The following is a 12,221-nucleotide window of genomic DNA, read 5'->3' as shown; positions in this document are numbered from 1 at the left end:
TCGCCTCTTACTGTTCTAGCGTCGCTTCGGTGTCAATACCGTACACCGCCTTCGGTGTCTCGACGTGTGCCGTTCTGACCGCGTCCTCGTGTCCCTCTTCGAGTAGCCAGCGGACGCGCCGTGGGACGGTTTTCGGTCCAAGTACCGCACCGGGGCGGTCCGGGTCGTCGATGTAGTCGGTCTCCATCAGGAACGGCTCGTCTGTCTCGACGGCGATTTCCAGTTCGTCCTTGTCGGCCAGCACCGACTTGACCGGCCCCTGGAGCCGGCCCCCGGAGTAGTGTTTGACGACCTGCGTGCGGTCGAGGCCGCGTTCTTCGGCCCAGCGGGCGACTTCTTCGAAGTCTTCGCCGCCCTCGGTGTGAAGCTGTATCGCACAGCCCACGTCGGCGGCGCGCTCGAACCCGTGACACATGACTTCGTTCGAGGCTTCCCAGACGGCGTCGTCCACGTCGTAGTGCGGGCGTCCGGATTTCATCGCGAGTGCGTCACCGGTATCGACATACTCCGCCGCCACGTCGAGGCCGGTCTGCATGATGTCCCGCGCTTCCGATGGCGTGTGGCCGTCGTCGACGAGCTTCGAAACCAGCGCCGGGTGAACACCGAGAACGGGCCAGGCCCGGCCGTCGAGTACGTCCGACGCGTCGGCGGCCGCTTCGACAGTCAGGTCGAACACTTCCCGGAAGGTGGCCTCGTCGGTGGCCATCTCGACTAAATGCCAGGACGGCTTGTTGAGCACCAGCAGGTGTGTGCCGCCCTGTGCTGCGAACTCCTCGGCTGCCGCGACGTTCCGGCCGTTGACCGGATCGAGATGCAGGTGGTTGTCCAGTATCGGCGTGTTGTCGATATTCATACGTGCTCACTAGCACTGGCGGAAAAAACAGTTGGCGTCATGAGATTCGAACCTTAGAGCGTTACTGCGTCCTCAGCCGCGTTGCGTAACGCATCAGAGCGGCCATACTCTCCCGGCGCGATGGCGACCGTTCGGACTCCTTCTCGTGCAGCCACTTCCAGCGCCGGCTTGAAATCCGTATCCCGCGAGGCAACGGCCAGTACGTCGATTTGTCCAGCAACGGCGGCGTCTGTCGCGTCAACAGCCAGCCGGACATCGACGTCACCGCTGGTGGTTCGAACCTCGAAGCCGCGGGCCTCGGCGGCCTGAATAAGCCCCGGCGAGGCGTTCTGGTCGACGTAGAGACGAGTGACCGCCAGCGGACCGTATTCGGCTGCGATATCCCGGACCGCATCTAGATCGACATCGAACTCGGACCTGAGCACGTTCGGGCCGTCGACGAACAGTCCGACGCGCTGTCGCGAATCTTTCTCCTCGAATATCCGACGGAGCAGCTCCATACGCCTCTTTCCCTGCCCGGTCTGCTTATGCGTGCCGCTTCGGTCGGTAAACTCTTTCTCGCTATATAGAATAATACGACACAAAGTTTAGTATGATACCCTCCTCACACTATGTACGCATTTCCGTCCGGAGTCGGCCAGCAACAATGCGTGGACATTGACATATGAGTGAAGAACGCCTTCACGACCAAGACGTACTAAACGGGCTCTGTGAGATTATTTCTGATCCGGCTATTGTTCTAGACGCCGACGGCGCCTTTGTCGATGTTATCCACAACGCCCACAACGGGGCATTATTTTTCAAAGATCCAGAGACACTACTTGGAGCAGATCTCTGGGATATTTTCTCTACAGCACAGGCAGACCAGTTCTACGCGATTATAGAGGATGCTTTACAAAGTGGTGAACAGCAGGATATCGAGTACCAGTTATCGCTCGATCACGGAGAGCGATACTTCGAGGCTCGTGTCACGCCGGTCGGCGGTGATAACATGGAGCGCGTGCTATGGCTGGCGGAGGATATCACACAGCGTAAACAGCGGCAAAAAAAGCAGGCCCTCATCGAACGGGTGTTCGAGGTCAGTCCGGTCGGCATCGTCGTCGTAGAACGGTCTGGCAAAATTTCGCTAGCTAACGAGCGCGCCGAGGAACTGCTCGGTCTCGAACGCGAGAAGATCACTCAGAGACGATACACCCAACCGGAGTGGAATATTTACTACGAAGACGGGACGGAAATCCCCGATTCGGAACACCCGGTTACGCGGGTGCTCGAATCGGGTGAACCGGTGTTTGGGTTCGAGCACTGGATAGAACTCGACAACGGGAACGAGCGGTGGCTTTCGAGCAATGCCGCGCCGATACTGGGCGAGGATGGGACTGTCGAACGCGTCGTCGTTGGTCTGGACGACGCCACGGGATTGAAACAGCGCGAAGAACAACTGGAGTGGCTTGTCGGGACCGAAACGTTGGCCGACATTGGCGGGTGGGAACTCGATCTGGAGACGGGTACGATAGAGGGAACGACTGGAATGAAGCGCCTCTACGGAACGTCAGAGTACAATCCGACGCTTGAGGAGGCTATCGAGCAGTACCATCCCGACGATAGAGCGGCCGTTCGCGACGCCATCGAGGCCTGTTGTGAGACCGGCGAACCGATGGAACTAGAGGCACGCCGCCAGACCGCGTCCGAAACCGAGCGCTGGTTCCGACTTCGGGCCGAAAAAACGGTCCGGAACGGGACGCCGAAACTGCGAGGCATCGTTCGCGACATCACACAAGACAAAGAGCGAGAGCAGCGGCTCATGGTCATGAGCCGGGTTCTCCGGCACAACATCCGGAACAAGCTGACCGTGATACGGGGTAATTCGAGACTTCTCAAGGAAGAACTCGATTCGCCTGGTTTCACTGTTGACGCTGCTAGCGGACACATCGACAGAATCGAAAACGCCTCCGAAGAGCTTGACTCGCTGGCTGAGCGCGCACGGACGTTCGACCGGGCTATTGAGCGCGACCTCCGGAGTGGGACATTTCACCTCCAGCAGGCGCTCACTGCTGTCCAGAGCGACCTCACAGAACAATATTCCGAGGTGACTATTAAGGTAGCGCCGACTGACGCGGAGGTATCAGGCGACAGGATGGCTATCGACCTGATACTGGAGATTCTCGTCGAGAACGTGCTGGAATACAGCGACCTGACCGACCCGACAATTGAGCTTACCGCTGAGGAGACACCGTCGGGACAGGTGACAGTTGAGGTCGACACCGATGGCTCCGCAATCCCCGATATGGAACGCGACGTTCTGACTTCGGAGACTGAGGGGCCAGTGGCACACAGCCGTGGGCTCGGACTATGGGCAGTCATGTGGCTTGTCCGACGACTCGGTGGGTCCGTGACGATGGACGAAGATCACGGCGACGGAACCCGAGTTGAACTCGTGTTCCCGCAGGCGCGAAACGAGTAACGAAGACGACTGCTTATTTTCTCTCTCAATTCGCCGTGCGTCTGCCACGATTGCCGATTTGATATCGTCGTATGTGATTTATCAGTGGGTCGAAGGCGGCGGAGGGCCAAACGGTAAGACCACGCGGTTCGAGAGGTTCGCGTATGACACTGCGGGCACCACCGCTTTCTGCGGTTCACCAGCGAGCCGACGCTTCGTTCACCGATTTCGGCGGGTGGGAGATGCCGGTCGAGTTCGAGTCGATTCGCACGGAACACGAGGCAGTTCGGAGCGAGGTTGGGAAGTTCGACGTTTCGCACATGGGACAGATAACCGTGGCCGGGCCGGACGCGGCAACACTGACACAGCGGCTGACCACCAACGACGTGACCGTGCTGGACCCGGGTGAGGCCCAGTACGGAGCCATCACAGACGAGGATGGGATCATGCTGGACGACACCGTCGTCTACCGGCTGCCGGAAGGCGCGGCCGATGAGTTCCTGTTCATCCCGAACGCCGGTCACGACGGGGAGATGACCGAGCGGTGGCTCTCCGAGCGGGACGAACGGGGGCTTGACGCGACAGTGACGAACCGGACCGAGGAGTACGCGATGATCGCCGTTCAGGGGCCTGACGCGCCGGACCTGCTGTCGGCCGAGACAGAGGTTTCGCTCGCTGGCCTGTCGCGGTTCGAGGTGACTGACGGGCCTGTCGCTGGCGTTGACTCTCTGATTGCCCGGACGGGATACACGGGCGAACCGGGCTTCGAAATCCTCTGTCCGCCAGACGATGCCGAAGCGGTCTGGGGCGCGCTTGAGTGCCAGCCCTGTGGGCTCGGCGCGCGCGACACCCTCCGCTTGGAAATGGGCTTTCTGCTCTCAGGGCAGGAGTTCCATCCAGTCGACGAGCCCAGGACGCCCTACGAGGCCGGTATCGGTTGGACTGTCAAACTGGATACGGAGTTCGTCGGTCGGGACGCACTGGAGGGCGTCGCCGCTGACGGTCCCGAAGAGAAGCTCATCGGCATCGAACTCATCGACCGTGGTGTCCCGCGCCACGGGTACGACGTGACGACGCCTGACGGAGAGCCAATCGGCCACATCACCAGCGGAACGATGAGTCCGACACTGGGAGCGCCGATTGCCCTCGCCTACGTCCCGGCGGCGTACGCCGAACCGGGTACATCTATCCGCGTTGTCGTCCGTGGTGAACCGAAGAAAGCACGTACCAGGAGCACGCCATTCCTCGATAGATGAGCTTCGACGTTCCCGACGACCTGCGATATCTGGAGTCACACGAATGGGTACGCGTCGCCGGCGATACCGCAGAGGTCGGCATCACGGCGTTCGCACAGGACGAGCTCGGCGACGTGGTGTTCGTCGAGCTGCCCGAGGAAGGGGCGGAGTTGACCGCCGCCGAGGACTTCGGCGTCGTGGAGTCGATCAAGGCCGTGTCCGACGTGTACGCCCCCGTCTCCGGCACCGTCACAGCAGTTAACGACCGACTCCGCGACGAGCCGGAACTGCTGAACGAGGACCCGTTCGGTGACGGCTGGATGCTCAAGGTCGAAGTGGCCGACGAGAGCGAAGTCGACGACTTGCTCTCACCCGACGCGTACCGCGACCAGATCGAGTAACCCGGTGGCAGTGGTCCCCTGCAGGGGTGAAAGGAGTAACCTAATGTGGACACGGTCGCTAGCTGTCGATATCATGTCACCCCGGCGCTACTGGGTGGTTCTCCAATGAGCGATAGTGATTCACACGCGACAGGCAGTCCGTACGCACCGCAAACGGCTGCAGAGACCGCGGCGATGCTCGACGCGGTCGGGGCCGACGACCTCGAATCGCTGTTCGACGTTCCCGAGTCCGTTGCTTTCGACGGCGAGTTCGGCATCAATGCCCGGAGCGAGCGGGCGACCCGCCGAGAAGTCGCCGGCCTCCTGAGCCGCAACGCCGACCTTACCGAGTTCCTTGGCCGCGGCCACTACGATCATTACGTCCCGAGCGTCGTCGACGACCTCGCAAGCCGGTCTGAGTTTTTGACCTCCTACACGCAGTATCAGCCCGAGGTCGCACAGGGGTTCCTGCAGGCCCTCTTCGAGTTCCAGTCGATACTGGTGGAACTCACGGGGCTGGGCGTTGCTAACTGCTCTATGTACGACGATGCGACGGCGCTGGGTGAGGCGGCGACGCTCTCCCAGCGCGTCCGCTCGGTGTCTGGCGACCGGATTCTGGTCCCTGAACACCTTCGGGAGAGCAAACGAGCCGTGCTGTCGAATTACGCCGATGGACCGGCTCTCACGATCGAGTCCTACCCGATGACCGACGGGGCCGTCGACGTACCGGCGCTGTCTGACCAACTCGGCGACGACACCGCGATGGTGTACGCCGAGTCGCCGACGGTCCGCGGCGTTATCGAGGAACGCCTCGGCGCAATTGGCGACCTGGCTCACGACCACGAGGCGCTGTTTTGCCTCGGCTCGGACCCGCTCGCGCTGTCCCTGCTTGAGCGCCCGGTCGATGTCGGGGCAGACGTGGTCGTCGGCGACGCCGCGTCGCTGGGGACCGGGACCGCCTACGGCTTTGGACTGGGGATGTTTGTCACCCGCGAGGAGTACCTGCGGCAGGTCCCCGGTCGGCTGGTCGGGGCCAGCGAAGACGCCGCTGACCGCCGCGCGTACACGCTGACACTCCAGACACGAGAGCAGCACATCCGCAAGGAGCGAGCCACCTCCAACATCTGTACGAACCAGGCGTGGGTCGCGCTCCGAACCGCGATGCACGCCGCGTGGCTCGGCCCGGACGGGCTGGTCGACCTCGCCGAGGACTGTGTGACCCGCGCTCGTGACCTGGCCGACCGCCTCGACGACATCGTCGGCGTGAAAGCGCCGATTCACGGCCGCCATCACTTCCGGGAGTTCCTCGCACGTACGGACCAGCCCGCAAGCGCCATCGTTGCCGATCTCGCAGCAGAGGGCTTCGCGGTCCACGCGGTCGATGACCATCTGGTACAGGTGTGTACGACCGAGACCACTGCCGACGCCACAGACGAGTTCGTCGCGGCGTTCCGAGAGGTGGCGAAATGACACTCGCCGCACTGCGTTCGGCGACCCACCGTGGGACAAGCCACGCCCCACGAGCGTCACGCTCGACACGGGGGTGTCTCGCGTGAAATACGATCAAGCGCGCTGGACTGACGACAGCGAGGACCTGTACGAGCCGCTGCTCTCGGAGAAAGCGAACAAGACGGTCGCGGTCGAGGACTCGCCGCTACCCGATGACCTGACGCGAGACAGTCTCTCACTGCCGGACCCAGCCGAGCCCGAACTGGCCCGGCACTACACGCGCCTCTCGCAGATGAACTACGGCGTCGAGAGCGGGCCGTTCCCACTCGGTTCGTGTACGATGAAGTACAACCCCTCCTTTACAGAGGATGTCGCTGGACGAGCCGATGCTGCCATCCACCCGGACCGACCCGATTCGACGGTCCAGGGGACGCTGGCACTGTGTCATCGCCTGCAGGACTATCTCGGCCGCATCGGTGGCATGGACGCCGTGACGCTGCAGCCACCCGCCGGCGCGGCCGGCGAGTTCACCGGAATACAGATCGCAAAGGCGTACCACGAACACAACGACGACGAGCGCCCGGAGGTCGTCATCCCGGACTCGGCACACGGCACGAACTTCGCGACAGCGGCGATGGCCGGGTACGAGGTCGTCGAGCTCCCGAGCGGCGACGACGGTCGCGTCGACATCGAGGCACTGGAGGCGGCTGTCGGCGACGATACCGCCGCGCTGATGCTCACGAATCCCAACACGCTGGGGCTGTTCGAGCGCGACATCGAGCGCATCGCCGACATCGTCCACGACGCCGGTGGCCTGCTGTACTACGACGGCGCGAACCTCAACGCGCTGCTGGGGCGCGCTCGCCCCGGCGACATGGGCTTTGACGTGATGCACTACAACGTCCACAAGACGTTCGCGACGCCCCACGGCGGCGGTGGCCCCGGTGCTGGTCCGGTCGGCGTCCGCGAGGGACTGGCCCAGTTCCTCCCGAACCCACACGTCAGAGAGCGCGGCGGGAACTACGAACACTACGAGCCGTCGAACTCCGTCGGGAAGGTGCATGGCTTCTACGGCAACTGGCCGGTGCTGCTCAAGACCTTCGCGTACATCGCCAGACTGGGCGACGAAGGGCTCCGCGACGCCAGCGCGAAGGCCGTGTTGAACGCGAACTATCTCGCCGAGCAGATCGAGTACGACGTTCCGTTTGGCCCGTTCCACCACGAGTTCGTCGCCAGCGCGGGCGAGCAAGACGCTGCAGACGCGGCCAAGCGGATGCTCGATTACGGCGTCCACCCGCCGACGACGAAGTGGCCCGAAATCGTCGACGAGGCGCTGATGACCGAGCCCACGGAGAGCGAAACCAAGCGCTCGCTGGACCAGCTCGCGGCCGCGTTCAACGCTGTGGCCGGTGACTCGGACGCCGAACTGGCCGACGCACCGTCGCGTCCGACGGCGAAACGCATCGACCAGGCGACTGCGGCCCGGACCCCGCGGCTCTCCTGGCAAGCGCTTGACGACACGTAGCCGCTCGTTTCGACATTTGATACTCTCGCCCGAGCGTATATGCCACCCCGTTGTATAGCATTTACAACGGAACGCTATGTCCGATATGCCGCATTTGTTGTACGTAGGCTCTGCTGGCGATGACGCGGACACGGCCATGCCCGGCACGCCGGCTTCAGTCACGTCAGTCACCGGCGTGGCGGACGCACTGTCGGAGCTGGCCGAGCACGCCTACGACGCCGTCGTCTGTGAACAGCACCTGTCGGGAGGGGAAACTGGGCTGGAGGCACTGGCAGCGATACGTGAGCAGTACGACGCGCTCCCGGTCGTGCTCTGCACGGCCGAACCGGACGGCTCGGTCGCCGCTCGCGCGACACGACTCGATGTGACCGAGTACGTCCCTCGCAGCGACGTGTCGCTGACGGACCGAGTGTACGACATCGTGACGCAGGGGCGCGAACCAGCGGGCCGCGGCAACGAGAGTCGCTCATCGGCTGCTCTCGATGACGGGCCGACCCGGCTCCCACCGGAACTCGCGGACTCCTTTGACGCCATCGCCGGCAGTATCTCCGACGCCGTCGTCACAATCGATGCCGACAGCGAAGTCGTGTACGCCAACGACGAGGCCGCTGAGCTAACTGGCTATGACCGCGAGACGCTGGTCGGTGACGATTTCGCGAAAGTGATTCCCGAACATCTGCGAAGCTCCCACTTCGACGGCGTGGACCGCTACCGCCGGACCGGCGACCGGAACGTCGACTGGGACTACCTCGAACTGCCGCTCGTAACCGCTGCCGGAGAACAGCTGACCGTTGCGGTGTCGTTCGGTGATTTCGAGCGAAACGGGCAGTGGTTCTGTACGGGCGTTCTCAGGGATATCTCTGACCGGAAAGAGCGCGAGCGGGCGCTCGAAGAGACGAACCGCCGCCTCGACCTGGCGCTGGACGGAACGGATACCGGCGTCTACGAGTGGAATCTGGGCACCGGCGAGATGGTCTGGGACGAAGCGACCGCGGAACTCTTCGGAACGACGCCAGCGGCCTTCGAAGGCACCGTCTCCGCGTTCTATGAGCGCGTCCATCCCGATGACCGGCAGTCGCTCGAAGCGGCGTTCGAGCGGGTGTCCGAGAGCGACGAGCGGGTCGACGCCGAGTTCCGTACCGATGTCGACGGAGAGACGCGATGGCTCCGGACGAGCGGCGTTATCGAGGACCGCGACGCACAGGCCCCACGCCTTGTCGCCATCGCCACGGATATCACGGAGCGTAAGGAGCGCGAACAGACGCTGCGTGCCAACAACGACTCGCTGCAGGAGCTGACACAGCTTGCAACCGGGAACGGACTCGACAAGGCCGAAACTGTCGGCCGAGTTATCGAAATCGGGCTGGACCGGCTCGACATGGCGTTTGGCTACCTGAGCCGTATCGAAGACGGGGTCCACGAAATCCAGCTGGTCACCGGGGACACCCCCCTCGAATCCGGGACACAGACGCCGCTTGAAGACACGTACTGCCAGCGAGTGCTCGAATCCGGTGACCTCTACGCAATTACCGATGCCACCACCGAGGATGGGCACGTGGGTGACGTGTATCGAAACAGCGGCGTCGCGTGCTACGCCGGTGGGCTCATCACAGTCGACGGTGAGCCCTACGGAACGCTCTGCTTCGGCGACGAACAGGCCCGGTCGGAGTCATTCTCCGACAGCGAGGAGGCGTTCATGAAACTGCTCGTCGAGTGGGTGAACCACGAACTCCAACGCCGCCACCGCGAGGACGAACTCGAACGGTACGAGAACATCATCGAGGCGGTCGACGACGGCGTGTACGCCCTCGACTCCGAGGGGTACTTCCAGTTCGTCAATCAGGCGATGACCGACCTCACGGGCTACTCCGAGTCTGAACTGCTTGGCTCGTACACCGGTTTCATCAAGAACGATGGCGTCGTCGAGCGGGCCGAATCCATCGTTCAGGAGATGATATTCGAGGACCGCGACGACGAGGAGACGTTCGAACTGGCGATTCAGCAGGCGTCGGGTGGGTCGTTTCCCGCGCAGGACCACATGACGCTGCTGTACGACGACGACGGACGGTTCGCCGGGACCGCGGGCGTCATCCGGGACATCACGGAGCAGAAACGGCGTGACGAGGCACTGTCCGGACTGCTTGATACGACCCGGTCGCTCATGCAGGCACAGACGCCGCAGGAGGTCGCCGAAACAGTCATCGAAGCGATCCAGTTGGACCTCGGGTTCGACCACGCGCTCGTACGGCTGTACGACGAGGCAACGGACACCCTCAGACCCGCCGCCGCCAGCGATAAGGTCCCGGAACGGCCGGTGTACGATGCCGACGAGGGGTTCCCCGGCGACGCGTTCCAGCGCGGCGACCCGCTGGTCATCGACGAGTTCGACCGGGTGGACAACTACGACTCCGACGCCCTGTCGGCAACGATGTACCTCCCGATGGGTGATCACGGGGCCGTGAGCATCGGCGCACAAGACGGGATGGAGCTGACCGACTCGGACATCTCCGTGGCAGAAATCCTTGCCTCCAACGCGGCCGCCGCGTTCGACCGCGTCGAGCGCGAGCGGAGCCTGTTGCGGTACGAGTCGGTCGTCGAGAACGTCCGCGACATGATGTACGTCCTCGACGACGAAGGCCGGGTCCAGTTGGTCACTGAACCGCTCGCGGAGTGGCTCGGCTACGAGCGGGCGACGCTTCTCGGCCAGCATCCGAGCGTGGTCCTCGAACAGGACGCTGTCGACGAGTTCGCCCGCCGCATCGCCGACCTCCGTCAGCGGGACGGGACCGGCGGTATCCAACTCGAAACGACCCTTGAGACGGCCGCCGGGGAGCGGCGGCCGGTCGAAATCGACGTGTCGCTGCTCGATGCGGAGCAGTTCCGTGGCACCGTCGGCGTCGTCCGTGACCTGACCGAACTCAAACAGGCGCGGGCGGAGCTGGAAGACGAACGCGACCGGTTCTCGTACCTGTTTAACATGCTTCCAGACGCCGTCATCGAGACGGAGACAGTTGCAGGCGACCCGGTCGTCAGGTCAGTCAACCCTGCCTTTTCCGACGTGTTCGGGTATGGTCAGGAGACAGCCGTCGACAGTCCTCTGTCCGACCTCCTCCGCCCACCGGACACCAGTCGCGATGAACTACCTCGGTTCGACGGCAAGCAGCCGAACGGCGACCCCTTCCAGACCGAACTCCGACTGATGACCGAGACGGGGTTCCGTGACTTCCTCTTCCGGGGCGTGCCGTACAGCCGGGACGGCGACAGCGTCCGTGGATTCGGAATCTACACTGATATCACCGACCAGCGGGAGCGCGAGCGTCGGTTGAAACTGCTCAACCGCGTCCTCCGGCACAACCTCCGGAACGACCTGACTGTCGTCCTTGGCATGGCTGATGCACTGGAAGACCGAATCGACGACGCCGAGCGCGCCGCCATTCTCGACAGACTCCAGCGAAAGGCCGAAGAGATGGCATCACTGAGCGAGCGGGCACGAGACATGGAGCGGTCCGTTCGCCGCGACCAGTTCGGCACGGACCCGGTCGACGTGTCCGCGGCTGTCACGGATATCGTCTCATCATATCGCGACACGCACGCCGGCAGAATCGAAACAGACCTTCCGGATACGTCGGTGACAGCGGGCGATGGACGGTTACATCGAATCCTGGGCGAACTCATCGAAAACAGCCTCGAACACTCCGGCGACGACCCGTCGGTCCGCATCGAGGTGACGACAGACCAGCGAACCGTCTCGATCACGGTCGCCGACGACGGTCCGGGAATTCCACAGCACGAACTCGATGTCGTGACCGGTGATGAGCCGATTACGCAACTGCGCCACGGAACTGGACTCGGCCTGTGGCTGGTCGTCTGGGTAGCCGAAACCTACGGCGGCACAGTGAACTTTGGTAGCGGTCCGGACGGTGGGGCGGTCGTCACGCTGGAACTGCCAAAGATAGACCGCTAGATGGTGTTTCGAATCCGGTCGGCGAGCACGCCGTACTGCTCCGTGCCCGTTCCTTTCTGGACCACGGCAGTGACGCCGTTTTCGGTGGCGGCATCTGCGACATCGTCGTGTTCGCGCGCCGTGAACAGCAGGAACGGAATGTCAACACCGTTTTCGCGGAGCGCGGCGCACAACTCGATTCCGTCGAGCCGGGGCATCTTGTAGTCACTGACGACGGCGTCGAAATCACCGTCAGTTGCCAGGTCCAGTGCCGCTTCCGGATCGGCCTCCGTCGTTATCTCGAACCCGTCTTCCTGTCCCAGAAACGTCCCGACAATTTCCAGAACGTCTACGTCTTCGTCTACCAGTAGAACCTCGATGCTCATCGGTTCTAGG

The 12,221-nt window shown here is 63.1% G+C and carries 9 protein-coding genes; 6 read left to right on the top strand and 3 right to left on the bottom strand.

Annotated elements, in window-relative coordinates:
* Positions 1 to 7: 7 nt before the first annotated feature.
* On the bottom strand, positions 8 to 853 hold the full coding sequence (locus BVU17_10125; GenBank protein AUG47854.1) for a deoxyribonuclease: 846 nt from the start codon (positions 851 to 853) through the stop codon (positions 8 to 10).
* Between the two features lie 53 nt (positions 854 to 906).
* The gene (locus BVU17_10120; protein ID AUG47853.1) at positions 907 to 1,353 is read right to left on the bottom strand and encodes an NYN domain-containing protein; all 447 of its coding nucleotides are present in this window, start codon (positions 1,351 to 1,353) and stop codon (positions 907 to 909) included.
* A gap of 164 nt (positions 1,354 to 1,517) precedes the next feature.
* Between BVU17_10120 and BVU17_10115 the strand changes: the two genes are divergently transcribed.
* The 6 genes from BVU17_10115 (at position 1,518) to BVU17_10090 (ending at position 11,846) form a co-directional block, all read left to right on the top strand.
* Positions 1,518 to 3,314, top strand: a complete 1,797-nt coding sequence (locus BVU17_10115; GenBank protein AUG47852.1) for a peptidylprolyl isomerase — start codon at positions 1,518 to 1,520, stop codon at positions 3,312 to 3,314.
* 143 nt (positions 3,315 to 3,457) lie between these two features.
* Positions 3,458 to 4,549 carry a glycine cleavage system protein T gene (locus tag BVU17_10110; GenBank protein ID AUG47851.1) on the top strand — a complete coding sequence of 364 codons (1,092 nt, stop codon included), beginning with the start codon at positions 3,458 to 3,460 and terminating at the stop codon, positions 4,547 to 4,549.
* Positions 4,546 to 4,929, top strand: coding sequence for a glycine cleavage system protein H (locus BVU17_10105; protein ID AUG47850.1), 384 nt, complete (start codon positions 4,546 to 4,548; stop codon positions 4,927 to 4,929). Before BVU17_10110 ends, BVU17_10105 begins: the two co-directional genes overlap by 4 nt.
* A 105-nt stretch (positions 4,930 to 5,034) precedes the next feature.
* Positions 5,035 to 6,378: a glycine dehydrogenase (aminomethyl-transferring) gene (locus tag BVU17_10100; protein AUG47849.1), complete on the top strand. Its 1,344-nt coding sequence runs from the start codon at positions 5,035 to 5,037 to the stop codon at positions 6,376 to 6,378.
* A gap of 82 nt (positions 6,379 to 6,460) precedes the next feature.
* On the top strand, positions 6,461 to 7,882 hold the full coding sequence (locus BVU17_10095) for a glycine dehydrogenase (aminomethyl-transferring) (GenBank protein ID AUG47848.1): 1,422 nt from the start codon (positions 6,461 to 6,463) through the stop codon (positions 7,880 to 7,882).
* A gap of 76 nt (positions 7,883 to 7,958) precedes the next feature.
* Positions 7,959 to 11,846: a transcriptional regulator gene (locus BVU17_10090; GenBank protein AUG47847.1), complete on the top strand. Its 3,888-nt coding sequence runs from the start codon at positions 7,959 to 7,961 to the stop codon at positions 11,844 to 11,846.
* On the opposite strand, the gene BVU17_10085 is transcribed toward BVU17_10090, so the two are convergent.
* Positions 11,843 to 12,211 carry a hypothetical protein gene (locus BVU17_10085; protein AUG47846.1) on the bottom strand — a complete coding sequence of 123 codons (369 nt, stop codon included), beginning with the start codon at positions 12,209 to 12,211 and terminating at the stop codon, positions 11,843 to 11,845. The genes BVU17_10090 and BVU17_10085 overlap by 4 nt on opposite strands.
* Between the last annotated feature and the right edge of the window lie 10 nt (positions 12,212 to 12,221).

The organism is Haloarcula taiwanensis (assembly GCA_002844335.1).
Classification (GTDB): domain Archaea; phylum Halobacteriota; class Halobacteria; order Halobacteriales; family Haloarculaceae; genus Haloarcula; species Haloarcula taiwanensis.
Note: the sequence above shows the minus strand (reverse complement) of the source record. Positions and strands in the feature narration are given on the sequence as shown.

What these genes read in the sequence shown, in the direction of transcription:
- BVU17_10110 (AUG47851.1), top strand. Translation starts at nt 3,458, where the DNA reads ATGACACTGCGGGCACCACCGCTTTCTGCGGTTCACCAGCGAGCCGAC.
- BVU17_10125 (AUG47854.1), bottom strand. Translation starts at nt 853, where the DNA reads ATGAATATCGACAACACGCCGATACTGGACAACCACCTGCATCTCGAT.
- BVU17_10105 (AUG47850.1), top strand. Translation starts at nt 4,546, where the DNA reads ATGAGCTTCGACGTTCCCGACGACCTGCGATATCTGGAGTCACACGAA.
- BVU17_10100 (AUG47849.1), top strand. Translation starts at nt 5,035, where the DNA reads ATGAGCGATAGTGATTCACACGCGACAGGCAGTCCGTACGCACCGCAA.
- BVU17_10115 (AUG47852.1), top strand. Translation starts at nt 1,518, where the DNA reads ATGAGTGAAGAACGCCTTCACGACCAAGACGTACTAAACGGGCTCTGT.
- BVU17_10120 (AUG47853.1), bottom strand. Translation starts at nt 1,353, where the DNA reads ATGGAGCTGCTCCGTCGGATATTCGAGGAGAAAGATTCGCGACAGCGC.
- BVU17_10085 (AUG47846.1), bottom strand. Translation starts at nt 12,211, where the DNA reads ATGAGCATCGAGGTTCTACTGGTAGACGAAGACGTAGACGTTCTGGAA.
- BVU17_10090 (AUG47847.1), top strand. Translation starts at nt 7,959, where the DNA reads ATGTCCGATATGCCGCATTTGTTGTACGTAGGCTCTGCTGGCGATGAC.